At 47.5% G+C, this 24,789-nt stretch carries 25 protein-coding genes; 12 read left to right on the forward strand and 13 right to left on the reverse strand.

Annotated features, from left to right (window positions below; all coding sequences use genetic code 11):
- Nucleotides 1–121: 121 nt before the first annotated feature.
- The gene (gene rlmN / locus PBN151_RS12795; RefSeq protein ID WP_072729223.1) at nucleotides 122–1,219 is read right to left on the reverse strand and encodes a dual-specificity RNA methyltransferase RlmN; all 1,098 of its coding nucleotides are present in this window, start codon (nucleotides 1,217–1,219) and stop codon (nucleotides 122–124) included.
- A gap of 639 nt (nucleotides 1,220–1,858) precedes the next feature.
- Here rlmN and PBN151_RS12800 point away from each other — a divergent pair.
- The gene (locus PBN151_RS12800) at nucleotides 1,859–2,359 is read left to right on the forward strand and encodes a GyrI-like domain-containing protein (protein ID WP_227774609.1); all 501 of its coding nucleotides are present in this window, start codon (nucleotides 1,859–1,861) and stop codon (nucleotides 2,357–2,359) included.
- Nucleotides 2,360–2,676: 317 nt separating this feature from the next.
- On the opposite strand, the gene PBN151_RS12805 is transcribed toward PBN151_RS12800, so the two are convergent.
- From PBN151_RS12805 to PBN151_RS12815, 3 genes are all read right to left on the reverse strand, one after another.
- On the reverse strand, nucleotides 2,677–3,516 hold the full coding sequence (locus PBN151_RS12805) for an alpha/beta fold hydrolase (RefSeq protein WP_072729294.1): 840 nt from the start codon (nucleotides 3,514–3,516) through the stop codon (nucleotides 2,677–2,679).
- A gap of 519 nt (nucleotides 3,517–4,035) precedes the next feature.
- Nucleotides 4,036–4,773: a UMP kinase gene (gene pyrH / locus PBN151_RS12810; RefSeq protein WP_065291025.1), complete on the reverse strand. Its 738-nt coding sequence runs from the start codon at nucleotides 4,771–4,773 to the stop codon at nucleotides 4,036–4,038.
- 242 nt (nucleotides 4,774–5,015) lie between these two features.
- Nucleotides 5,016–5,435 carry a winged helix-turn-helix transcriptional regulator gene (locus PBN151_RS12815; RefSeq protein ID WP_072729224.1) on the reverse strand — a complete coding sequence of 140 codons (420 nt, stop codon included), beginning with the start codon at nucleotides 5,433–5,435 and terminating at the stop codon, nucleotides 5,016–5,018.
- A 223-nt stretch (nucleotides 5,436–5,658) separates the two neighbouring features.
- Between PBN151_RS12815 and PBN151_RS12820 the strand changes: the two genes are divergently transcribed.
- Entirely contained in the window at nucleotides 5,659–6,177 is a 519-nt protein-coding gene (locus PBN151_RS12820) for a DJ-1/PfpI family protein (RefSeq protein ID WP_072729225.1), read from the forward strand.
- 162 nt (nucleotides 6,178–6,339) lie between these two features.
- On the opposite strand, the gene PBN151_RS31900 is transcribed toward PBN151_RS12820, so the two are convergent.
- The 3 genes from PBN151_RS31900 to PBN151_RS12830 all read right to left on the reverse strand — a co-directional run bounded on the left by PBN151_RS31900 (nucleotide 6,340) and on the right by PBN151_RS12830 (nucleotide 8,459).
- A complete protein-coding gene (locus PBN151_RS31900; RefSeq protein ID WP_227774620.1) occupies nucleotides 6,340–6,471 on the reverse strand; it encodes a GNAT family N-acetyltransferase in 132 nt (43 codons plus the stop codon).
- A gap of 14 nt (nucleotides 6,472–6,485) precedes the next feature.
- Nucleotides 6,486–7,154, reverse strand: a complete 669-nt coding sequence (locus PBN151_RS12825) for a hypothetical protein (RefSeq protein WP_227774611.1) — start codon at nucleotides 7,152–7,154, stop codon at nucleotides 6,486–6,488.
- 246 nt (nucleotides 7,155–7,400) lie between these two features.
- Nucleotides 7,401–8,459, reverse strand: a complete 1,059-nt coding sequence (locus PBN151_RS12830) for an NAD(P)/FAD-dependent oxidoreductase (RefSeq protein WP_072729226.1) — start codon at nucleotides 8,457–8,459, stop codon at nucleotides 7,401–7,403.
- A gap of 200 nt (nucleotides 8,460–8,659) precedes the next feature.
- Between PBN151_RS12830 and PBN151_RS12835 the strand changes: the two genes are divergently transcribed.
- The 4 genes from PBN151_RS12835 (at nucleotide 8,660) to PBN151_RS12850 (ending at nucleotide 12,480) form a co-directional block, all read left to right on the forward strand.
- Nucleotides 8,660–9,460, forward strand: a complete 801-nt coding sequence (locus PBN151_RS12835; RefSeq protein ID WP_072729227.1) for an ABC transporter ATP-binding protein — start codon at nucleotides 8,660–8,662, stop codon at nucleotides 9,458–9,460.
- Nucleotides 9,457–10,386 carry an iron-hydroxamate ABC transporter substrate-binding protein gene (locus PBN151_RS12840; protein WP_072729228.1) on the forward strand — a complete coding sequence of 310 codons (930 nt, stop codon included), beginning with the start codon at nucleotides 9,457–9,459 and terminating at the stop codon, nucleotides 10,384–10,386. The genes PBN151_RS12835 and PBN151_RS12840 overlap by 4 nt, the downstream gene beginning before the upstream one ends.
- Before the next feature lie 79 nt (nucleotides 10,387–10,465).
- The gene (locus tag PBN151_RS12845; protein WP_028533295.1) at nucleotides 10,466–11,476 is read left to right on the forward strand and encodes a FecCD family ABC transporter permease; all 1,011 of its coding nucleotides are present in this window, start codon (nucleotides 10,466–10,468) and stop codon (nucleotides 11,474–11,476) included.
- The gene (locus PBN151_RS12850; RefSeq protein WP_072729229.1) at nucleotides 11,473–12,480 is read left to right on the forward strand and encodes a FecCD family ABC transporter permease; all 1,008 of its coding nucleotides are present in this window, start codon (nucleotides 11,473–11,475) and stop codon (nucleotides 12,478–12,480) included. Before PBN151_RS12845 ends, PBN151_RS12850 begins: the two co-directional genes overlap by 4 nt.
- Nucleotides 12,481–12,627: 147 nt before the next feature.
- Here the strand turns inward: PBN151_RS12850 and PBN151_RS12855 are convergent, their stop codons facing one another.
- Nucleotides 12,628–13,434, reverse strand: coding sequence for a helix-turn-helix domain-containing protein (locus tag PBN151_RS12855; RefSeq protein WP_072729230.1), 807 nt, complete (start codon nucleotides 13,432–13,434; stop codon nucleotides 12,628–12,630).
- Nucleotides 13,435–13,688: 254 nt separating this feature from the next.
- Here PBN151_RS12855 and PBN151_RS12860 point away from each other — a divergent pair, with 254 nt between their 5' ends.
- From PBN151_RS12860 to PBN151_RS12880, 5 genes are all read left to right on the forward strand, one after another.
- Nucleotides 13,689–14,540, forward strand: coding sequence for a transporter substrate-binding domain-containing protein (locus PBN151_RS12860; RefSeq protein WP_072729231.1), 852 nt, complete (start codon nucleotides 13,689–13,691; stop codon nucleotides 14,538–14,540).
- A gap of 43 nt (nucleotides 14,541–14,583) precedes the next feature.
- Nucleotides 14,584–15,336, forward strand: a complete 753-nt coding sequence (locus tag PBN151_RS12865) for an amino acid ABC transporter permease (protein ID WP_072729232.1) — start codon at nucleotides 14,584–14,586, stop codon at nucleotides 15,334–15,336.
- On the forward strand, nucleotides 15,299–16,051 hold the full coding sequence (locus PBN151_RS12870; protein ID WP_072729233.1) for an amino acid ABC transporter ATP-binding protein: 753 nt from the start codon (nucleotides 15,299–15,301) through the stop codon (nucleotides 16,049–16,051). The genes PBN151_RS12865 and PBN151_RS12870 overlap by 38 nt, the downstream gene beginning before the upstream one ends.
- A gap of 35 nt (nucleotides 16,052–16,086) precedes the next feature.
- A complete protein-coding gene (locus PBN151_RS12875; protein ID WP_072729234.1) occupies nucleotides 16,087–16,875 on the forward strand; it encodes a dioxygenase family protein in 789 nt (262 codons plus the stop codon).
- 88 nt (nucleotides 16,876–16,963) lie between these two features.
- Nucleotides 16,964–17,287 (forward strand): hypothetical protein, encoded by a 324-nt coding sequence (locus PBN151_RS12880; protein ID WP_072729235.1) that lies wholly within the window; start codon nucleotides 16,964–16,966, stop codon nucleotides 17,285–17,287.
- A 247-nt stretch (nucleotides 17,288–17,534) separates the two neighbouring features.
- On the opposite strand, the gene PBN151_RS12885 is transcribed toward PBN151_RS12880, so the two are convergent.
- The 5 genes from PBN151_RS12885 to PBN151_RS12905 form a co-directional block, all read right to left on the reverse strand.
- On the reverse strand, nucleotides 17,535–18,365 hold the full coding sequence (locus PBN151_RS12885) for a carbohydrate ABC transporter permease (protein WP_028533289.1): 831 nt from the start codon (nucleotides 18,363–18,365) through the stop codon (nucleotides 17,535–17,537).
- Nucleotides 18,365–19,252 (reverse strand): carbohydrate ABC transporter permease, encoded by an 888-nt coding sequence (locus PBN151_RS12890; protein WP_021257421.1) that lies wholly within the window; start codon nucleotides 19,250–19,252, stop codon nucleotides 18,365–18,367. The genes PBN151_RS12885 and PBN151_RS12890 overlap by 1 nt, the downstream gene beginning before the upstream one ends.
- 223 nt (nucleotides 19,253–19,475) lie before the next feature.
- On the reverse strand, nucleotides 19,476–20,861 hold the full coding sequence (locus PBN151_RS12895) for an extracellular solute-binding protein (protein WP_072729236.1): 1,386 nt from the start codon (nucleotides 20,859–20,861) through the stop codon (nucleotides 19,476–19,478).
- Nucleotides 20,862–21,551: 690 nt separating this feature from the next.
- Complete coding sequence (locus PBN151_RS12900) at nucleotides 21,552–22,292, reverse strand: Bax inhibitor-1/YccA family protein (protein ID WP_028533287.1); 741 nt, start codon at nucleotides 22,290–22,292, stop codon at nucleotides 21,552–21,554.
- 215 nt (nucleotides 22,293–22,507) lie between these two features.
- Nucleotides 22,508–23,647, reverse strand: a complete 1,140-nt coding sequence (locus tag PBN151_RS12905) for a DNA cytosine methyltransferase (protein ID WP_072729237.1) — start codon at nucleotides 23,645–23,647, stop codon at nucleotides 22,508–22,510.
- Nucleotides 23,648–23,886: 239 nt separating this feature from the next.
- Here PBN151_RS12905 and PBN151_RS12910 point away from each other — a divergent pair, with 239 nt between their 5' ends.
- Nucleotides 23,887–24,786, forward strand: coding sequence for an SDR family oxidoreductase (locus PBN151_RS12910; RefSeq protein ID WP_072729238.1), 900 nt, complete (start codon nucleotides 23,887–23,889; stop codon nucleotides 24,784–24,786).
- Nucleotides 24,787–24,789: the final 3 nt, after the last annotated feature.

Consider the following 24,789-nt stretch of genomic DNA (forward strand, 5'->3'; position numbering starts at 1 on the left):
AATACGTGGTTTTATTGTAGCAAAATTTAGTAGGGCGGACAAAGAACTTTCTCATAGACAGCACGAAAAAAAGCGCCCTACCCATTGGTAGGGACGCCTTTTGTTGACTACAAAATGTTATTTAGCTCATAGCTGCCTGATCGGCACCAGCACCGCTTTCTTTCTTAATCTGCTTGCTGCGAAGCTGGCCACAAGCTGCATCAATGTCTGTACCATGCTCCAACCGTACACTGCAGCTAATGTCATTTTTCTTCATGACATCATAAAAGCCACGAATCGACTCCTGCTCGCTGCGCTGATACTGGCTGTGCTCATCAACTGGATTGTACGGAATCAAGTTCACATTGACCTCGTCCTGCATCTTCCATTCTTGAATCAGCTGCACCAACTCAAGCGCGTGCTCCTGCTGATCATTGACATCCTTCAGCAAAATATATTCCAGCGTCACCCGTTGGTTTGTCGTGTTGATGAAGTACCGAATCGCCTCCATCACCTTCGCAATCGGAATGGCACGGTTAATCTTCATAATGCGCGTGCGAAGCTCATCATTCGGCGCATGCAAGGACAGGGCCAAGTTCACCCGCAGATTAATATCTGCGAAGTCTCTAATCTTATTCGCCAATCCGCTTGTCGATACCGTAATTCGTCTCGCTCCAATTGCCAGACCTTTGTGGTCGGTAACAACCCGCAAGAAGTCAACGATATTCTCGAAGTTATCGAATGGCTCTCCGATACCCATTACGACGATATGGCTGACCAGATCACCCTCACCCACTGCATCCAAATGGTGCTGAACCTTCATAATCTGCTCCACAATCTCGCCACTGGACAAGTCACGGCTTTTCGCCAGCAATCCGCTCGCACAGAAGCTGCAGCCGATGTTGCAGCCAACCTGAGTCGTCACACATACCGACAGCCCGAATTTGTGTCTCATCAACACGGTCTCAATCAAGTTGCCGTCCTGGAGCTTGAACAAGAACTTGATTGTGCCGTCAGCCGATTGCTGCTTCACATGCTCGTTAAGCGTATGAATAACGAAGTGTTCGGACAGCAGTGCTACGCTGGCTTCATTTACTTCTGTCATATCAGCGAAGTCCTTGACCCGCTTACGATATAGATAATCCCACACTTGGGATGCTCGTGACTTCTTATGCCCCCGCTCCTCTAACCAAGCGGCCAACTGATCCAATGTTAATCCATAGATGGATTGCTTATTCATCTAGTGCCCTCTTTTCAACACGTCAAAATTCTGTCTTACTTGCTTATAAGTGCTTTTAAAATAGTTCAAAAAGGTCGGTTTTCAGCACCGAGAAGATTGCAAGAACTCGAAGAAGGAGCAGCGCAGTGTAGGCAAGACTACATGAGCAGCGGACTTCGAGAGTGAATGCAAGATTCGATGTCAATTAACTTCCAGATTTACTCCGTGATCAAAAGTGGACTTTTTGAACTTCCTCTTATAATCTGATTATTATTGTCCCAGAACTTCTGAAATATAACAAGAGTCTTTCCCGTTATAGGCAATAAGCAATTGTTTTCATAGAGCATGGCGAATGCCAACAGGTATAATTAGCGCTAAAATGTACTACTAAGAGAAGCCTGACATTCCCGCGCACACAAAGACAGGACATACATGTGCCGCAACGATACACTGAATGCAGGAAAGGATACGAGGGAAAATGGAGGCACTCATCATGCTGCTCAACGCAATTGATTATATGGAGGAGCATCTGCAATCCGAGCTTGATATCGATGCTATTGCCCGATCGGCATTGTCATCCCGATATCACTTTCAATGGATGTGAAGCTGAAGTCCTTCGCTCCAATCTCCTTTCACATTCAAATCAAAGGGGAGTCTGCTTTGAACTATCGCATGATGGAAGAAGTCGAATCTACGGTCATTGGGAAAAGTATCACCATCTATAACGATCCCTACAAAGAAATTCCTGAATTCGTTCGACGAATTTGGAATGATGGCACGCATGATCGAATAAACGAGATATTGGGTCAACCTGCGCACAATCTGCTCTATGGCTATTTTTATGATTTTGAAGAGGATGGAACGAAGCGCTATCTGATGGGTTATGACCTTCCCGAGGGACAAGAAGTCCCTTCTGAATTTGATGTATTGCATATCCCGGCTATCACTTACGCCGTATTTGAAAGTAGGGAAACGTTAACGGACGAGCCGGACTCCGGTCAGGAAATTCAGAATGTATGGCGACGGATCTATTCCGAGTGGTTCCCTTCCACGAATTTCGAGCAGGTAGAGGGTCCTTGTATTGAAAAATATTACTGGGTGGATGATCAAAGAGTTGAGTCAATTTGCGAGGTGTGGATCCCGGTAAGGAGAAAGAAATAAAGCTGTATCGAATCACGCTGCACGAATTCCCTTCTTAATTTATTTATTGCGTATACCGATCCATTACTTTACGTAAGGGCGCCAGTTGCGGCGCCCTCCTACGGTCGTGAAATGATGGTGGCATAACTGTCCCATTCGTAACAACTACTGAATCTTTATTTTCTCAATGGATCCAGGCTGATGTTCACAAGATTCCCAAACTCATTGATTCTAGCAACAATTGAGGGCTTTCCATTGCTGATAAAAATGTAGTCTCTCCAAGCTTCATCAATCCTTAGTGTGTAAGAAGACATCTTGCGTTCCACAGCCGCAGTGGTCTACAAACCGGCAATGAAAGACCGAAGCGAATCCGCAAATTTCTCCGGTTCCTCCAGCATCGGATTGTGCCCGCTCTTTTCGAAAACGACCCTTTTGATCGACGGCATTTTTTCTAGATAGGCATCCCAGAGCGAGATTGGAGAAACTAAATAATCATACGCGCCTAACATGAGCAGACAGGGGACTTTAAGATGGTGCAGGGCGGATTGTGTGTCGAATACAGCAAACTCTACTCCCCACAGATGATCCAGAGCCGGCATATTGTTTACCACTCCATCCCACAAATACGCGCCATTAAATTCGTAATGATAAAAGCTGTGCGCTTGCATACGAATATTCATATGGCTGAATCGGTGCTTCGGATTCTGTTTAATATCATTTTCCAGCTTGGCGATTTCCGTGTAGAAATACTGCTTTCTCGCCTCATCAGCTGTTTGTTCAAAATAGGAAATGCTCCCCTCCTGCCGCTCCTTCGAATTCGTTGGCGCAAGATTAGCCAGTATCACTGCCGATACCCGCTCGGGATATTTATTTGTGTAAGCCATAGCCATAAATCCGTGTCCGGAATGCCCTAACAGGATGATTTTGGGGAGGTTCAATTTCACACGCATCGCTTCAATATCTTCTACAATATTATCAAGTGAATACGGTGCATTATCATTTGCAGACTTCGCAAAACCTCGATGATCGATAAAAACGAGATGCAGATTAGAAAAAACGTCATGCTCAAACAATCTTGGATAATAAATTGCGCTGCCGATTACAAATATAGGTGCGTTTTCTTTCGCTCCTTGCTCTATAATCGCTAATTTGTAGCCATCTCTAATGATGTGTTCCATGATACTCTCCTTCTTCTTGTTGTTTGCAGCCCAGCGTATCGATAAGTTCGTTGCAGTTTCTTCTGACCCAAATGAGTATTGTTTATTCACACATAGTTTTTCTGCTTTAAACTCCACTTCAATCAAATAAAGTCTATATTTTCCCACTGAAGTTCACAAGTCCTGCTTGGAATGCCCAACATTCATTTCGTCGGCTCATGGACAAGCTAATGGATGGTTTTGTTACGCAGTAGGTGCTGCTCTAAAAATTAAGTAGTGCTGGTAACGTCTTTCCTTTCGAAATATTCAGAAATATTGCGAGGAAATCGCGGAAGTAATAAGCCAACAAAAATAGGCATAGCCGATCCCTGGCTATACCTTTTCTACTTTCATAGGCCAATCTTATCCTTACAAAACAACTATGTAGGCATCATTCACCTTATCAACTGTGGTATCATCTAGCTTTTTAAAATATAGTGTAGTCATGATAAACCAAAACGCAGATCTCTTTTACTCCACGCTTGTGGATCCTCTTCTGTATTAATCAAACTGTAGAATTGATTCTTCGCTAATTAATGTGCCATTATTTTGCCCTTCACATATGTCACGCATCGTCCCCGGCCGATCGAAGTTGAACACATGGATAGGCAGACGGAAGTCCCTCGCCAAAATAAATGCGGATTGATCCATCACCCTCAAATTATGCTGGATCACATCGTTGTAATGGAGAGAGGCGAACTTTCTCGCATCCTTGTTCGTTCTCGGATCCGCCTCAAGCACACCGTCAACGCCTTGCTTCGCCACGAGCAGAGCGTCGCAATTCACCTCAATTGCCCGCTGCACAGAGGGATAATCGGTGGTGACATAAGGCTGGCCGTTGCCCCCGGCAAATATGACGATATACCCCTTCTCCAAATGGTGAATCGCTCGCAAGCGAATATACGGCTCTGCAACAGAAGTAACCGGCACGGCGGTCATGACGCGCACCTCCTTATCGGTCTTCGCCTTCAGAACGCCTCGCAGCATAAGACTGTTGATGACGGTCGCCAGTGTCCCGATATTATCGGCCTCTGCGCGCTCAATCCCCCAACTTTCCGCCATATTTCCACGAAATATATTTCCTCCCCCAATGACGATCGACACCTCAACACCCAGCTCCACGACGGACATCACTTCACTAGCAATATGCTCTAGTCTGTCAGGAGCAAAGCCGAATTCACTGCTTCCTGCAACAGCACCGCCGCTAAGTTTAATCATGACTCGCTTGTATCTCGTCATCCCCACACCTCCGTAGAAATTGGCAAAATAAAAAAACACTAAAGCAGCGAATGCCTTAGTGTTCTTATGGAATGAAAAAATATGAAAATGAAATATCGAATGAACGGTTCGTCTTCGGCTTCCAATTCATACTCCCACTCCTTCTCATCTTGATTTCCACCTATTGTAAAGAATCCATGTAGAAAAATCAACGTGATCTAGATCACACTTACTGCCTCACGGCGACAAGACCGCTATCCTGCTCAGCCACGTTGTTCCTTGCATGGATGAGATGCACAGCCTTCGCCTTCGATCCCCAGTTCCTGCTTGATTTGATCCATTCGCATTTTTCCCCACTCATACATCATTTCCACGAGAGGCAGCAGCGTCATGCCAAGCTCCGTCATGGAATACTCAACCTTGGGCGGCACCTCAGGATACACCTCCCGATGCACAATTCCATCCTCCATCAGCTCGCGCAGTTGGTTGGTCAGTATTTTATGAGATACCTTCGGGAACAAACGCTGGAGATCACTGAAGCGATGAGGGCCTTCGACGCCCAAGTGCCAGAGAATGACGACCTTCCACTTTCCACTGATAATGGATAGTGTCAATTCCTTTTCACAGTTAAAGTCACCGTTCACGATTTTCTTTTTTATTTCTTCTCGCAATGTATCAGACATCGATTCTTAACTCCTTATTTCTTCAATAAGTAACCTATAGGTAACCTCCGCACAAAAAAGTGCATTCTTCACAGGATGGGAGAGCGTCGGTACAATAAGACACATCTTACAGCGATGATCGCAACATCAAGATTCACTTTATATTCAGAAGTGATTCAGTACGTGCTGCAGCACGGATCTGACACCAACTTAACTGTGTACCACGAATAGGAGGCCATATTTTATGAATAAAAAAGCTTTATTTATTATACCACCTGAACGATTTAATGAAGATGAGCTGTTCCAGCCAAAAGCTGCCTTGGAGCAGGCAGGAGTGAACGTAACCATTGCCAGCACCACAACCGGCGAGATCACAGGCGACTTCCAAGGCAAAGCCACGGCAGAAGTCATTTTCTCCGATGTGTCCGCTGCTGACTATGACGTCGTAGCCGTTATCGGCGGTTCTGGCACGAATGATTATCTGTGGGATAACAAGGAGCTTCAGCAATACTTGAAGCAGGCACATCAAGAACGCGTGCTTGTATCCGGCATTTGCGCAGGCGCTGTTACGGTTGCCCGTACTGGACTGCTTACAGACAGAGAAGCGACATGTTATCCACTTGATATCCAAATTGACCAATTGAAAGCGAACAATGTCACGTATATCGCACAGCATGTGGTCGTCCATGATGATATTATTACCGCCGACGGCCCGGATGGCGCCGCACAATTCGGTGCAAGCTTGGTACAAGCGCTCGACTAATCAACTAACTGTATGCTTTACGCAAACAATAAGAAGCCTTCGGATCAGATTGAACTGCCGAAGGCTTCCCTTCTTATGTATTATAGGCACGCTTGCCTGATAGCTTCAATGCTTCGGTTCTTCGGTGCATCATAAATGCATTAATGATTGCCCCTGTTGTGCTTACCCTCTATTAAATCTAATGTCTGTCACTTTGCCGCTGTCCACAAACCCAATTTGCTGGTATACATTATTGGAGTCGGGATTAGTCAAGTCCGCATACAACATCGGCAGCAGGGACTCTCTATGCAGCAGCTCACATACCTCCGCTACAAGGGCACTCGCATAGCCCTGTTTCCGTGATGCAGGCGGCGTATAACCGCATTAATCCGTCCATGGCGTGGCGATCGGTGCGCAATATTTGCCATCGATGCCGGCCGACCATCGACCATCCAGAAATATAGATTCCCTTGACCAATCAATCCTTCAGCCGCCGACAATTGGCTCTCAGGCGTGACGGTTACTCCATATGCACTTTCCGAGAATCCTGCCAAAAACGAAGCCACGATACCCGTACGATTTACCAAGGCCTTTTCCATTGTTCCGCCTACATGCTGTGGCTTGAGCACTTTCGGACAGCAATACGATTCCATCCCCATGTGGGTGTCATAGTGCAGCTGTTTTGCATTCGCATACAGATTGGCGAATCGTTCCACTGTGTTCGGCAATCCCGTAATGCCAGGCAATTCATGCGATTCAAGCACTTCCGCAAGCTCTCTCAAGCGCTCATCACGTTCCGAATCCGTTATCTCCTTCAACATCCAAAGCCACCCATTATGTCCAGGAGACTGTGCAAATATCAAGGTGCCAGCCTTCGACTTGAGACAAGTTGCCCCATCCAACTCGCAAATGCGGTACAGCAGATTGAACGGCACCTCCTCCCGTTGAAAATAAGGGTTATTTACCAAGTCATCCGCTGTGCTCCATGATTCCAACATGCCATCGCCCCCTGAAATTTTAACTGATTGTACGCCTATGACATTTATCCGTCAACCCCAATCAAATAGGCTCAATGGTGGCATCATCAAACACACTCCTTAGAATAGGTCCGTAGCACAATAGATATCCCGCGCTCTTAGTCACCCAATCGGCTTTTTCCCGTGATACTTCGATGGATTCAGGCAAACAAAAAGAGACGCCCCTTAGCTTGCAGCAACAAGCCTTGGTGCGTCCCTTCGTTATTATTATGAATTCATCATCTGCTTCACAAGCTCACGGTTGCGTTCCTTGAACACATCGTTGTGGGAAGATACCATTCCCCAGCCATTTGCATCCGGCTGAATGAATTGCTTCGCCTTATTCACCGCATTGGCCGCATCTTGGAAGGCGCCTGCAATTAAGTGCAGCTTCCCGTCATGATGCAAAATATCCCCTGCTGCGTACAGCCCCGGAATCGAAGACTCACTGCTGGCATTGCCAGCCACATAGAAGTCCTCTACCTGCTCAATCTTCAATGCACTGTTGCCGATGAGGCTCGAATCCCGCTCATAGCCGTGGTTGATAATCACTTCGTCAATCGACAATACTTCCTTCTCGCCTGTCGTTTGATTCGTCAGTTCAACTCGCTCAATTGTCTCATGGTTGTCTGCTGCAATCAGCTTCGTAATGGAAGTATTGAAGAAGCACTCAATAGAGCTGTTCATCAGCTGCGTAATCGTTGCCTCGTGACCCGACAAAGACTCCTTACCCTTCCGGTACGTCAAATACACTTTCTTCGCAACCGGCTCCAGCTCGTTCGCCCAGTCAATGGCAGAGTTTCCGCCGCCTGAAATGACCACAACCTTATCCTTAAACTTCCTGAGTGATTTCACCGTATAATTCAAATTCGCTACTTCGAAGCGCTCCGCACCCTCAATATCAAGCTTGGTTGGGTTCAAAATTCCGCCGCCGACTGCCACGATGACCGCCTTGGAGTAATGCTTCTGTCCGGAGGTTGCTTCCAGTACGAAGATGCCATCCTCATTGCGAGCAATCGATTCGACCTTCTCATTAAGTACAACCTCTGGGTCGAATGTCAAACCCTGCGCCACCATTTGCTTAATTAACTGTGCTCCTGTAAGAGGTGTTAGTCCGCCGACATCCCAGATCATTTTCTCTGGATATACATGCACCTTGCCGCCAAGCTGTGGCTGATACTCGATCAGCTTTGTTTTCATTTCACGTAGTCCACTATAAAAAGCAGAGTACAGCCCTGCTGGGCCTCCTCCAATGACCGTCACATCAAATAATTGTTCCTGATCCATTTCCCTTTCACTCCTCAGAAACTCGTTGGTATTGATTATCATTATCAATGATATCCGATTCATCACCCTTTTACAACAAAAATTACTATTGACAACCGATATGCAGGAATTTATATTATGGAAAGAAATGATCTTGATAATCATTATCAATTAATGTCGATAACGCTCGTTCTTTTCCATAAATAAATGGAGGTTGAAGCATGGCTCGCCTATATACAGATGATTTAAGCATTGGTTACGGTGAACGCTTAATTGTCAAAAATCTAAGTGTACCTATTCCCGATAAAAAGATCACAACGATCATTGGCTCCAATGGCTGCGGTAAATCTACACTGCTCAAAGCAATTACTCGCATTATTCCCCACCAATCCGGTAATGTCATCCTCGATGGTGAGAACATTGCCAGAGAAAATACGAAACTGCTGGCGAAGAAAATGGCCATTCTGCCTCAAACCCCGGAAAGTGCTAGCGGGTTAACGGTTGGCGAGCTTGTCTCCTATGGCCGATTCCCTTATCAGCGCGGCTTCGGACGCTTAACGAAGAAGGATATCGAAGTCATCGACTGGGCATTGGAAGTGACCGGGACGATTGATTTCAAATATCGCCCTGTAGACGCCCTCTCCGGCGGCCAGCGCCAGCGCGTCTGGATTGCAATGGCCCTCGCCCAAGAGACGGAGATCATCTTCCTCGATGAACCGACAACGTATTTGGACATGGCTCATCAGCTTGAAGTATTAGAGCTGCTGCAGCGCCTAAATGAAGAGCAGGAGCGTACCATTGTCATGGTTCTCCATGATCTGAACCAGGCCGCTCGATTCGCCGACTACATCATCGCAATGAAGAATGGCGAAATCGTCAAGGCTGGCGACTGCGAAGAGGTTATGACCTCAGACGTACTGAAAAAGGTGTTTCAAATCGATGCTGAAATCGGACGGGATCCTCGAACGAACAAGCCGATGTGTATCACATATAACTTAATTAAAGGAGCAACAGCATCATGAAGAAGTGGTTCATCCCCTTTATGCTCATATTCGTGCTCGCAATTAGCGCCTGCACAAGCCCTGCTGCCGAGCCGAAGAAAGATGCAGCGGAGAACAAAGAAAGCAAATCCGACACGATTACATATCAGTCAGAAAATGGGCCAGTAAAGGTCCCTGCTGATCCGAAGCGTGTTGTCGTATTATCTTCCTTCGCAGGGAATGTCATGGCACTGAACGTGAATCTAGTCGGTGTAGATACATGGGCGAAGCAGAACCCTCGCTTTGAATCGAAATTGAAAGATGTTGCTGAAGTGTCTGATGAGAACCTGGAGAAAATTATTGAACTGAATCCGGATCTGATCATTGGTTTGTCAGGCATTAAAAATATTGACAAGCTGAACCAAATTGCCCCTACCGTTACATTCACTTATGGCAAGGTCGATTATTTAACACAGCATCTGGAGATCGGCAAGCTTTTGAACAAAGAAGCTGAAGCGAAGGCTTGGATCGACGACTTCAAAAAGCGTGCTGAACAAGCTGGCAAAGACATTAAAGCCAAAATCGGTGAAAATGCAACTGTCTCGGTTATCGAGAACTTCAATAAGCAATTGTATGTGTACGGCAACAACTGGGGCCGTGGAACGGAAATTCTGTACCAAGAGATGAAGCTGAACATGCCGGAGAAAGTCAAAGAAAAAGCGTTGGGACCTGGCTACTTCGCACTCTCTACTGAGGTTCTTACGCAATTCGCAGGCGACTATGTCATTCTCAGTAAGAACAAAGCTGGTGACAATTCATTCCAAGAAACGGAATCGTATAAAAATATCCCTGCCGTGAAGAACAATCGCGTGTTCGAGGTTAATATGAATGAATTCTATTTCAATGACCCGCTCACATTGGACTTCCAATTGGAGACATTCAGTAAAGATTTCGCGGCAAGCAAGTAACGTCTGGAGAAGGAATTCTTAAATTTAAGAATTCCTTTTCCTGTATTCTAAGCACCATTATGAGAAAGGGACATTATGCATGGTGAACTCGAATCAACGTACGATTCCGTTTATAGGCAAGTTAATTGTCGGAATCCTCTTATGTGCAGGAATGTTCGTCGTGGCAATGGTATTCGGCGCCGCTGACACTTCGCTGCGCGATGTGTGGCTTGCCCTTACGTCGAATGCTACAAGTGACAACATTTCCGTTTTACGAGATATCCGTCTTCCACGCGAAATAGGCGCGATGGTCGTCGGTGCCGCCCTAGCTGTAGCAGGTGCGATCATGCAGGGCATGACACGCAACCCGCTTGCTGATCCTGGCCTGCTCGGGCTTACTGCCGGCGCCAATGCAGCGCTGGCCATTACACTGGCATTGATTCCTGGCGCCAACTATTATGCGATTACGATTGCTTGCTTCATTGGTGCAGCGGTTGGTGCATTTATCGTATTCGGCATCGGTGCAATGAAGAGGGGAGGCTTCTCCCCGCTTCGTATCGTTCTAGCTGGCGCTGCCGTCACCGCTTTCCTCATCGCGGTAGCGGAAGGGACAGGGCTTTATTTTAAGATATCTCGGGAAATTTCCTTATGGACTGCAGGTGGCCTTATCGGTACCAATTGGAGTCAGCTTCAAATTATCGTTCCCGTGGTCCTCGTTGGTATCTTGATTGCAATTGGCTTCTCCAGGCAGCTGACCATCCTAAGCCTGAATGAAGAGGTCGCTGTGGGTTTAGGTCAGAAAACACTCATGGTGAAGATCATCCTATTTATCGTCATCGTTCTGCTTGCCGGCGCATCTGTAGCACTTGTTGGCAATATGGCCTTTATCGGACTCATGATTCCTCATATTGTACGAGCTATGGTCGGCACGGATTATCGATTTATATTGCCAATGTCCATCTTTACGGGCGCTACTTTCATGCTGCTTGCCGATACGCTTGGACGAACAATCAATAGCCCATACGAGACACCTGTAGCAGCCATCGTTGCCATGCTGGGTCTGCCCTTCTTCCTGTTCATTGTACATAAAGGAGGCAAAGCATTCTCATGATCTTACCCTCTCTGTTGAGAAAGCAGCGGCTTATTCTCGTATTGCTGCTCGGGCTTATTCTGCTAACTGTCATCGTCGGAATGGGTCTCGGATACTCATCATTATCCTATGATCGGTTGCTCCCTACCCTGCTTGGGCAGGGGACGTTCAAGGAGGACTTCGTGCTGTATTCTATCCGAATGCCGCGCATCCTGATTACACTCCTATCCGGCATGGCTCTGGCTTTATCAGGAGCCATCCTGCAGGGCGTAACACGCAATGATCTCGCCGATCCCGGAATACTTGGTATTAATGCTGGGGCCGGTGTATCTATTTCGGTGTTCTTCCTGTTCGTTCCCATAGACATGGGCTCATTCGCATATATGCTGCCTCTTGTCGCCTTTATCGGGGCTGTGCTTACAGCAGCTCTTATCTATCTATTTTCGTATCAACGGACATCAGGGCTGCAGCCTGTACGGCTGGTGCTGACTGGTGTCGGTTTCTCCATGGCATTATCAGGAACGATGATCGTGCTTATCTCCTCTTCGGAAAGGGCCAAGGTTGATTTCATCTCGAAGTGGCTTGCGGGGAATGTATGGGGAACAGATTGGCCATTTATCTGGGCGATACTGCCTTGGCTGGTTGTATTGATCCCCTATACCTTATATAAAGCGAATCGTCTGAATCTACTGGCACTCAATGAGCCTGTCGCAATCGGGGTAGGCGTATCCATCGAGAAGGAACGACTGACATTGCTGATTGCTGCCGTTGCACTAGCTGCCGCAGCCGTCTCCGTGACTGGCGGAATCGCCTTCATTGGATTGATGGCGCCGCATATTGCCAGAGCATTGGTCGGCCCAAGGCACCAGCTCTTCCTTCCGGTAGCGATACTGCTAGGCGGCTGGATGCTGCTGGTGGCGGATACGATTGGACGCAACGTGTTGGAACCTGATGGCATTCCGGTCGGCATCGTCGTCGCACTGATTGGTGCACCATACTTCGTCTATTTATTATTGAAAAAGTAATATAGATGTTATGCCCCTCCTACTCCTTCAACGAGTTAGAGGGGCTTTTTATATGTCCATCTTCCGTGCAAGAAGAACAGAATATCTAATCTTCCGTCTTGGCTTATTGCTACTTGAACTATCGGGTGATTGATGCGGCGGATGAATTCATAGCTGTTCCATGTACTTTTTAGGCGTAAACGTACTGAATTCCTTGAACTCCTTAATGAAATGATTCTGGTCGTAATATCCCAGCTCCATCATCTCCTCCATTACCCCCTCATAATCCGAACGCAGCAGGGCGTCCAATACATGTTGAAAGCGCACGATACGGCTGAACAGCTTCGGGGACATCCCTACATATTCATGGAATACCTTCGCAATATATCGTGACGAATACCCTGTATGCTGCGATAAATCGGACATACTTCGCGATCCGCTGCTGCTAATGATTTGCTCCGTTACATGCTTCAGCCAAGGCGGTGTCTCGTCCTCTTCTTGGATAAGCTGGCGATAGAACGATTCGAATATCGCGATTCTTGCCGGCATATTGTTCGCTGTTGCAATTTGCTCCAGCAGTATGGAGGAATTGCGGATCACATCAGCTAGTGGGATCTCGCGATCAGTGAACTCATGGGCGGGATAGCGAAGCACATGCCTGCCATAGCCGGGAAAGAAGCGAATCGCAAACACATCACAGTTCCCTTGGCGGAACCCGCCTTGCTTGCCTGAAGTCACCGTTCCGCATACGTTAGCGCTTGGGCGATCCTGATCACAGCAAATCATAATATCAATACTCCCATCAGGCAGTATCATCATCGGATGGCTGCTTGCTTCATCCAAGGAAAACGTATAATACTGAATCCCCATCGGCTTGGGATAAGCCGACAGCCGATTGTCGAAGTAGTTCATCTGCTTCCGTTCAAAGGATGGCTGATGAGGGAAATATCCCAAGTTGTCAGGCTGTGCATTCATGACATGATCACCCCCACATTAATTATATTTATCCTATCGGATTAATTATATTAAAATCAAATCTTCTGTTTGCTGTCAATCCTCTTCGACCCTCTCTTCCTCTGGATCTCTCACAGCTGAAGTAGCTGTTCTTATCAACAAATTTAGCGCTGTTCCGATTTTTACTATATTTACACCACGTTATCCCGTATGATGGCAAACAAATAACCGTATAGGATTACTCGGATATAGAAGTCGAGGGAGGAACGCCGAATATGAACAAGAAGAAAAGAATACTCTGGGCATTGACCGTAACAGCTGCAGTGGCACTCACCGTAATCGCCACAGGATGCAGCAAGGCAGCCGATCAAGCATCATCTACCGGCGAGCAGAAGGTCAAGACCTTGCTAGTCGGCACGAGCGGCGGACCGAAGCCTTATGTATATGTGGATCCGAACAACAACCTCGATGGCTACGACATTGCTGTCTTGAAGGAAATTGACAAGCTGCTCCCGCAATATGACATTCAGTTTGAGAAGACCGAGTTCCCAAGCATATTCGCTGGCATCGACTCTGGACGATATCAAATTGGCGCCAATAACATCACCAAGAAGCCGGAACGCGAAGAAAAATATCTATTTGGCAACGAATACTACTACTTCAATCGCACCGTGGTAGTGGTGAAGAAAGGCCGTACGGACATTGCATCCATTCATGATCTTTCAGGAAAAACGATCCCAATCAGTCCTGGTGGTGGATTCGAGCAGCTGTTCGTCGAACAATTCAACAAGGAGCATCCGGACAAAGAGATTAAGCCTGCTTACACCGAACAAGATCAGATCAAAACCTATCAAGACATTTCCAATGGAGCAGCCGATTTCACCTTTGCTGAAAAAGTCATGCTGAGAGACATTGAGAAGGAATACGGCATTGCGCTTGATACAGTAGAGCTCCCTAAGGAAGAAATCGAAAAGATTCAAAACCCGAAAGCCTATTTCATATTCAGCAAAACAGGCGACGGCCCTGCCATTCGCGATGCATTCGATGGTGCGCTGCGCACACTGCTGGACAATGGCAAGCTGAAGGAACTGTCCATTCAATATTTAGGAGCCGACTATACGAGATAATCAAGCCTGCTCCATTCCAAATATCCATAAAGAAGTGATGTGCATGCCCAATTTATTTGATGTAGAACTCGTGTTCAGTCAAATTCCTGAACTGCTTGCGTACTTGCCGATCACGCTAGGAATTGCCTTTGCATCCATGCTTCTTAGCCTGCTGATCGGCCTTGCGACGGCACTAATCAAGATTAAGCAAATTCCCGTGCTCCGCTCTCTGTCGGCATTCTATGTCTCCTTCATGAGAGGGACACCGATTATCGTTCAGCTCTATCTGGCCTTCTATGCGGTTCCGATGGCTATGCAGTATATCAATTATTATTACGGGACGGACTACAATACGAACCATATTCCGCCGATGATCTTCGTGCTCATCACCTTTGCCTTGAATGAAGGAGCCTACAACTCAGAGAGTATTCGGGCTGCTATCCAATCTGTCGATAAGGGTGGCATTGAAGCCGGATATTCTATGGGAATGACGACAATGCAGGTTCTGCGCCGCATCATTTTGCCCGAAGCGCTCGTCGTTGCACTGCCAACCCTCGGCAATTCTCTAATCGGGTTGATTAAGGGCACTTCACTTGCCTTTGTATGCTCGGTTGTGGAGATGACAGCCGCAGGCAAGCTGATGGCTTCCCGCAATTTCCGCTTCTTCGAAGTGTATGTGTCGCTTGCGATCATTTACTGGCTCGTGACAATTATGATAGAGCGCCTAATTGCGCGTTGGGAAAAGCGGCTGAAGGTCAACGAGAGGAGGGTGGCAGCCGATGATCCGAATCCAGGGCTTACACAAAACATTCGGTAAACATGTCGTGCTGCACCATGTGGATCTGACGGTTGAGGAAGGTCAGGTTGTCGCCATCATCGGCCCTTCGGGCTCAGGCAAGTCTACACTGCTTCGCTGCCTGAACTTCCTGGAGACACCGCAAGCGGGCTCAATTGCACTGGGCGACTACGAGCTTAATATGTCCAAGGCGACGAAGCGCGACATTCTGTACTTGCGCCGCAATACCGCAATGGTATTTCAGCAGTTCCATTTACTGAAGTACAAGACAGCTCTTGAAAATGTTATGGAAGGTCTCGTGACGGTACAAGGAATGAAGACACAGCAAGCCCATGACATCGCAAGCAGCTACTTAGATCGAGTCGGACTTCAAGATCGGAAAGACTACTACCCTCGCGAGCTATCAGGCGGTCAGCAGCAGCGTGTGGGCATTGCCCGGGCACTCGCCCTTCAACCGAAGGTAATTCTGCTCGATGAGCCGACTTCCGCACTTGATCCGGAGATGGTCGGCGAAGTGCTTGCCGTTATTCGGGCAGCTGCAAGGGAAGGACGGACGATGATTATCGTGTCTCATGAGATGGGGTTTGTGCAGGAAATTGCAGATAAAGTGATCTTTTTCGATAAGGGTTCGATCGTGGAAGAAGGATCACCGAAAGAAATCTTCAGAGCTGCGAAGCACGAGCGGACGAAGCAGTTCCTCTCCCGTGTCAGCCGACCTGCTGATTATGTGATTTAACGCTAAGAGATATAAAAAAGGAAGGTGTGTGAATCATGTCCACCGCTACAACGACTTCGGCGCCTGTATTATTTCTTGCACATGGATCGCCGCTCATCGCCATTCAGGAGAATGACTATACTCAATTTTTAGCTCAATTTGCCAAGGATCTGCCTGTAAAGCCAACTGCCTTCGTCGTATTCACTGCACATTGGGAAGTGGAATCCAGCACGCGAATAACGTACACGGACGATACCTACCACACCATTCATGACTTCGGTCCGTGGTGGATGGATGAGATGTTCGCCGTACAATATCCTGCTAAGGGAAATAAAGAGCTGGCTCTCCGCATCCACAATCTATTGAGCCAACACGATATCCAGAGTGAGCTGGATGCCGAGCGAGGGCTTGACCATGGCACATGGTCCTTGCTCAAGCAGTTCGATCCGAACGCCTCCACTCCTGTCGTACAGTTGTCAGTAAACCCGAATCTGAGCGCTAAGGAACAATTCTTGATTGGCCGTGCCATTCGGGAGCTGCAGCATGAAGGTGTGCTCATTATCGGAAGCGGCGTGACCGTTCACAATCTAAGCCTGCATAGTGACGTAACAGAATCATGGGCGCTGGAATTCGACGATTGGCTGATCGACAACATTGAACGCAAAGACTATGAAGCGCTATTCAACTATGCCGAAGACGCTCCCTACGCGAAGCTTGCTGTGCCTACACCGGAGCATTTCGTTCCGATCCTGATCGCACTAGGAAGCGGAGAACCAGAACGCGAGGCTAAGGTCATCTACCGAGATTATGCAGGTCTGCTTAGCTATTTGTGCTATCAATTCTGAGCTAGGCCTGAGGGTATCTGCGGACGGTCTTGTTTACACGCCATATTGACCATATTGAATAATTTTAAACGAAATGGAGGCGATGAAGATGGCGGATTGGTCGCGAGTACTGCCATTTACCCCTGAATCAGCGGAGCTTATCCCTGAAGCGATCGGAATCTTTGTGTTCCTGACGAAGCAGCTGGACAATCGGATGTACAAAGTCCTCTATGTGGAACAGACTGCGAATTTGCGTGCACGCTATCTCGATTACGTGAATGGAGAAGAGCCGTATCTGCTTGAACATGCCGTAAACTATCGATACGTTATCGAGCCCCAGCAAGAAGCGCGTGATGCGGAAGAGAGGCTTGTGCTTACTGAAGGTTCCCCCACATTGAACTTGATTAGAAGCGGTTCTCTATCCATCATCTAATCACGCCCATTCACCCTCGTATCATCCTCCGTCGAACAAAGGCCTGCTCTCATGGGTAGGCCTTCTCGCGTATGGGAAGAGGGCATCCTCCTTCCCCAAAGCATCCCTTTCAAGGTACTGAAACTGATATACGATAACGAACAAGCATAATCGCATGCAATCCACTTCCTCTATCCAACATGACAAAGGCTGCCCTCTATGACGAGAAGACAGCCCTTTCCCTAATTCTAGCTATTTGCTAAATCGATTACCCCTTAACGCTTCCTGCTGTCACACCTTCAATAATTTGCTTCTGCAGAACACCATAAATGACAATGACAGGCACAACGCTGATCGTAATGGCTGCAGTGAGCGCCCCGTAGTTCATATTGAACTTGTCGGCAAAGGATACGACTGCAACCGGCAGCGTACGCAGCTCCTGATCGGACAAGAACAGGTTCGCCATAATGTACTCGTTCCAGTGGCTGATGAAGTTCAAAATAAAGACCGTGACGAGAGTTGGCATCGTCAATGGGATAATGATACGGCGCAGCAATCCGTAAGTGGACAGTCCATCCATAACCCCTGCTTCTTCAAGCTCTGTCGGAATCGACTTGAGGAAGGCAGCGATGACGAACGTCGTTAAAGGGATGCCGAATGCCGCATACGGAATCATCAGGGCGAACGGCGTGTTGTAGATGCCGAAGTCCTTAATCATCATATACAGTGGTATAAGCAGCGATGCGGGTGGAATGAGGATCGACAGTAGCAGGAGCCCCATTACGAGCTTGCTTAGAGACGGGAACCTCATCCGTGTAACTGCATAAGCAATCGCTGTAGAGAGAAGTATGGTCGCGGTCGTCGCGATCACGCTAATGTATAAGCTGTTCACGAAGTACCGGCCTATATGTGCACTCGACAAGGCATTATCATAATTGTCCCAGCTTAACTTCGCTGGCAATCCCCAAGGATTATTGAAGATCTCTGTATTGTCCTTAAAGGAAGAGAGCACAACGAACAATATAGGGAAAATAACGATGACTACGTAGATGAGAAGCACGGCATGAGACAGAATACGCTTGGATCGATAAGCCCTCATTAGTATTCCGCCTCCTTCGACGTCTTCTTGTTAATGATATGGTAAATGAGCGAGAGAATTGCGGTAAATACCGTAATGATGATCGCAATGGCATTCGCATAACCGAAGTCGCCAAGCGCATATGCCTGCTGATACATGTACGTCGCCATAACTTCAGAGCTGCCGAATGGCCCGCCGTTAGTCATGATGAGTACAATATCCAGCGCCTTCATGGCACCCGTGATGGAGAGCAGCATCGTTACTACAATGACTGGGCGAATGAGCGGAATGGTTAGCAGCCATGCCTTGCGCCAGCCGACCGCACCATCTATTTCTCCAGCCTCCAACATTTCCTTCGGAATCGCGAATATACCCGCCAACACAAGGACAATGTAGAATCCTGTCCATTGCCAAGCATTGGTCACGAGTACGGACAGCATTGCGGTATTCTCATCCCCCAGCCACAATCTTGTCCATGTATCGAGGCCGACTGCTTTCAAGATTTGATTGAGCAGACCTGCATCGGGAGAATAAATGAACTGCCAAATAACCGCAATCGAAGCGGTTGAGAGGATACTCGGCATAAATACAGTCAGCTTGTAGAAATCAAGCATCCGCCTTACACCACTGACCAATATGGAGACGAACACAATAATGGGTACCTGAATGAATACGGAGAAAGACACAAAATAAATATTGTTCTTGAACGCGATCCAAAACTTCTCATCAGACAATGCCTTGGCGAAGTTATCGAATCCGTTAAAGACTGGCTCCGTAATGCCGTCCCAACTCGTTACGGAATATTGAAGCGACTTGAATAGAGGCACTAAATAGAACGTAATGTAAAGTGCCAGTGCCGGAACTACAAACAGAAAGAAAGCGACACGATTCCGGAGTATCTTGTTCATGATTCACATCTCCCATTATCCGGTGAGCGTGGGGCCATAACCGGGACAAAATGATAGGAAAACACCTGCTGGAGTCCGTTCATAGATGAAGACTGCCTGATCAGCTGCTATTTCTTCCTGGTCAGAGCTGTAATGCCTAACGAACCAGCATGTACGCATCAACCCTGATAAGAAAGGGGAACCACAGCGCTGCTGCGGCCCCCAACTATGCAATACGACGAGATTATTTCCCTTCCTTATTGCCCTTTTCTTGTGCTTGCTGCATACGCTCAGCTGCCTTCTCAGGCGTGAGCTTGCCGCCAAGAACCTCTTGTACCGTTTGCTCCAATGTTACCTTCACACTCTTCTGTACGAGCGCATCAAATGCCGGGAATGCACCTTTTGCAGAGCCTTGCGATTCGCCGAGCGCCTTCACTAATTCCGTACCACCCTCGACACCGCTCACACCCTTCATTGCAGGAATACGGCTGGATTCAACGAGACTGCGTTTTTGTTCCTCGATCGTGTATAGATTTTTAATGAATGCTTTAACGGCCTTCAGCTCATTGTCCTTCAGCGTAGCGGAGAAGCCATATCCGTTCGACCAACCGCCATTGATCAAGCCGTCGCCAGGTCCGCCAACATCAGGCATGCGGAAGAATCCAGCTACATCCTTCACTGTAGAAGTATCTCCTGTAATTGCATTCGCTGCCCAGCTGCCATCGAACAGCATCGCAGCCTTGCCTGTATAGAAATTCGCTTGACCTTGCGGATACTTGAGACCAAGTACGTTCGGGTCAATATAGCCTTTATTTTTGAAATCTTGAATGCGCTTAAATGTCTCGATGATTGCTGGATCTGTCCACTTTGTCTTTCCGGATGCAAAGCCTTCTTGCAGCTCTGGCCCGCCCAAGCCGACGAACAGGGAGTTCACAAGCATGTTGGCTGCCCAGCCATCCCCTGCGCCTGAGCCCAACGCGATTGGTGTAATACCTTTTGCTTTCAAGGCTTCACACACTTTGATCAATTCATCCCATGTCTTAGGCACTTCTACGCCCGCATCCTTGAACAGTTTTTGGTTGTAGAAGAAGCCTTCAATATAACCAGCCTCAGGGAGGCCATAAATTTTACCGTCCACTGTAAATTCCCTTAAGTTGAAGAATGCATCCTTCAAGCCCAGTTCATCCAAAATCCCAGTCAAATCAAGCAAACGTCCTGCCTTAGAGTACTTCACCGTGTCATCGCCACCGAACAGGTTGAAGATCGGAGGCTGTGTACCGGCAGACATCTCCGCCTTCAGCTTCACGTCGCGGTTAACTGTATCCTCTACCCCGTCCAACTTGAACTTCAAGCCAGGAACATCCTGTTCTGTCTTCGCTACAACATCCTCCAGCTGCTTCAGCGTCGCTTTCGCAGTGTCACGGACGTTGATGTGACGAATGACCATGGAGAATTCTTCAACCTTCTCCTCTTTAGCAGGTTCTTGCTTCGCAGGCTCCTGCGGTGTTGTCGTTGTTGCCTGCTCCTTCGCTGGTTCAGCCGGTTTCCCCGCATCTTTACTGCCGCAACCAGACAAAGCCATCATGCCCATCAAGGTGATAATCATTAACAACATCAAGCTTTTTTTCATCTCATAACACTCCCGCATGTTCAAATTTGTCCAAGCCTAAAAAAATGGCACTATCCTACCATTCAAGCTTCTGCGTATCTTGGAGTTAGCGAAATGAGGCTGTATCTTGTTGACTGTTGTTGGTATAACCCTCTTTTGAATTGTTACGGTGGATATTACAAAGTCATTGTGGCAGCGATCACCTCCTTGCCAGAATGAAAAGCGGAATGAAATATGATCATGATGTAGGCGAATGCTACCGAGAAGTTGTAAAAGTGTGGTCTGGCAATAATTAAAGCGCTTTCGAAAGGAGTGAGAACTCGATTAATTAAAGCGCTTACGAAACTGGGTATGCCCTATACGGTGATGAGGATAAGATGAATGTCTATTCGGGAAAAAGTAAATTTGGATGTGAATATAAGAATGGATATGCGGTAGTACCGGAACTACTCGTGGCTGGTGATGCAGGCTCGATAACTACTAGGTCTAATTGCTTACATTGTAGAGGGATACAGGATGCTACTACAAGGGTGAATTCCTCTACTCGAGGGATAAATTTAACGAAAATGGAGCCTATATTAGCTATAAATGAGCAGAGCACTTCCCATATGCCTAAGAGTGAACGGCTTATGTCAGCCTACTCATCTCTACAGAAGTAAACGAAATAAGCCATCCCTAGAGAGGAATGGCTTAAAAATACAAGCAGACCTATTAATCTCGGTTAGCGATCTTGGCAAGCAAACGAATAATCTCAATGTACAGCCATACAAGCGTCACGAGCAATCCGAATGCACCATACCACTCCATATACTTTGGAGCGCCCTGTTCCGCACCTTCTTCAATCAAATTAAAGTCAAGAATGAAGTTCAATGCTGCAATGATGATGATAACGACAGATATTCCAATGCCTATAAGCGAGCTCTCGTGCAAATAAGGAATGGTAATACCGAAAAATCCCAAAATAAAGCTGAACAAGTAGACAAGGGCAACTCCTGCTGTCGCCGTAATGACACCTTTACGGAATCCGTCTGTCGCCTTGATTAGCCCAAGTCTGTACACCAGCAGCATGCCCATGAATACGCACATTGTCAGCAATACTGCCTGAAGGGTGATTCCTCCTTGCCATGCTTCGAACCTTGCAGATATAGCACCTAAGAAAAGTCCCTTGGCTATCGCATAAATCGGCGTAAGGAACGGGGCCGTTGTCGGAACAAAGCTGATAATAAGTGCTAGAATCGCGCCGCCTATTACTCCACCTATTAAATATGGATTCATATTGTATCCATTCGCGAACATGGTCCACGATATGACTGCCGCTCCAACAAGCAGCGCCAGTGCCATGAACGATTTATTGACGGTACCGCCGATCGTCATTCGTTCTTGATTTTCATAGTTACCCTGATTTGCAAACGTTTCTTCATTAAGTGTTGGATTTCCGCTACGTCCGATCAAATGAATAGACCTCCTAATTATTGGTTTCACCTATTGTATCATATGCATGTCAATCAGCCTATATGGGTTATTGGATGAATCATGTAAACCTCTTAAAGTCCTAACCACGAGAGGTGAATCTACTTATTTTTCTACACGTATAGATGCACAAAAAAAGTGCAGCAATGATCTCTGCACCTTGAAGTCCTTATAGGCCATATAAGAAGAAACCCATGTTACCTGCTTGCTGTTGCTTCCATTGGATTCGCTTCTTGTATCTCTGTAATGCGCTCAAGCAGCTGCATGATCGAACTGCCCAGCACTCTTGCAAGACGGACGGGAACTGCATTTCCAATCTGCGTATATTGCTGAGATAATGTGCCTGCTACATGATATTCCTTCGGGAATTCTTGCAGGGCAATGTATTCCTCAATGCTTATCGGACGATCCTCATACGGGTGTCCGAGATTCGTACTCTTCTGAATGGGCGAGGTCAGCAGCGTTGGGGCTGGCCGATCGATCCATAGGCGCCGATAGAAGCCTACCTTGCCTCCGCCCGACTCATAGGCGCCGCCCATAGCCAGTTCTACGAACTCTTCGGGCAAGCTTCGCCAGTTGCCTCCACCCTGCGGAATCATGTGCATGTAATACAATCTCTCCGGTGAATACCGAGGGTAATGGTGCTCTTCTACGTTCAAGTCGCGCAAGACATCTCCAAGCGTCACCCATCTCAACAGCCCTTCGCCGCCCTCAGCGTCATGTGTCTTGGCGGGAAACGCATATGTTGTACTCAAGTCCTTGCGTACGCCGACAAAGAATACCCGCTCCCTCGACTGAGGAACCCCGTAATCAGCTGCTTTCAGCAGTTCATAGGTCACATTGTATTCATGGAAATGCTGGAGCAAATGTGCGAGCGCACTGCCGGGCATCTCCTCCGGCTCAAGCGGAGCATGCTCCTCTCCCCGCTGGCGGAGCGGTCTGTGTTTCAAAGAAGCAGACAGCAGTCCGCGCACATTTTCCAATAGAAAAACCTTGGGGCGTGTCTCCTCCACCAGCTGCGCGAACTTCAACATCGCATTACCGCGCGGATCTTCAAATGCCTGCCTTTTACCCGCCGTGCTGAATGATTGACAAGGACTGCCGCCGAACATAAGGTCAATGTCCTGTCCCTCATCCAAGCCTGCCTCTCGATAGATGCGCTCCCGAGAATAGTCCGAAATATCGCCTTCGACCACATTCATATCCGGATAGTTTGCCCGAAGCGTCTCACAAAAGATAGGTTCTATTTCAAGTGATAGTTTAATATCGAAGCCTGCCTGGTGAATGCCTGTATCGAGTCCACCAGCACCTGCAAAAAAGGAAATTGCCGTTGCCATAATAGCCACCTCAACCTGTTGTTCTACCTCGTATTATACCATCTCCCTCCTGACAGGTCCATGAGCATAACCGACTTGTGCTTGTTTATTATTTGGCAGTTCCCGCCGCTTCCATGATCAAGTGGTATAGTGGAAAGACAACGTCGTACGACGAGTGCAGATCACTTGTGAAGCACCGATCTTAGCGTAGGCGAATATCCTGCCTGTAAGTTTACAAAGTCACAGGAGGATGTCTTGCCATGATTCCGATGATTCCTTATTACAGCTACGAAACGCAATGTCGCCAAGTCCCCCTTACCTTCCCGCCGCAGCATCAGAATGTGCAGCCAGGACTTGAATATTTGATGCACCCTCTGCCAATTTCCGATAATCCAGGTTACAAAGGCAGCGGCAAACTGGCGGGCAAGGTAGCGATTATTACTGGTGGTGACAGCGGCATCGGACGTGCTGTTGCAATCGGATTTGCCAAGGAAGGAGCAGACGTTGCAATCGCCTATCTATACGAGCGTGTAGATGCAGAGGCAACCCGCCAAATGGTTGAAAGCTATGGAGCGCGATGCTTGCTGCTTGAAGTCGATCTCCGTCAGCCAGCACACTGCCAAGAGGTCGTCCGCAGAACAATCGAACACTATGGTCGGCTTGATGTGCTTGTGCTGAACCAAGGCGTTCAGTTTCCTCAGGAAAGTTTGCTCTGCATTTCTGACGAACAGCTGGAAAATACGTTCCGCACGAACATATTCCCAATGTTTTATTTGACCAGAGCCGCCCTGCCTCATCTTCAGCCGGGATGCTCCATCATCTCAACCGCTTCTGTAACCGCATATGCAGGCGCTCCATTGCTAGTTGATTATTCCTCTACCAAAGGGGCCGTCGTATCCTTCACACGTTCATTATCACTGCAGCTTGTTGATAAAGGCATACGCGTCAATGCTGTCGCTCCGGGCCCGATATGGACGCCGCTTACCGTATCCAGTTACTCAGCTGACTATGTCTCAACCTTTGGACGCGACACCCCAATGAGACGTGCCGGACAGCCATTTGAACTTGCACCGACTTATATTTATTTAGCTTCCGATGATTCCTCCTATGTCACAGGTCAGGTGCTTCATGTAAATGGAGGTATCATGACTGAAAGCTGAGCA

The organism is Paenibacillus sp. NAIST15-1 (genome assembly GCF_001894745.1).
GTDB lineage: Bacteria > Bacillota > Bacilli > Paenibacillales > Paenibacillaceae > Paenibacillus_B > Paenibacillus_B suaedae.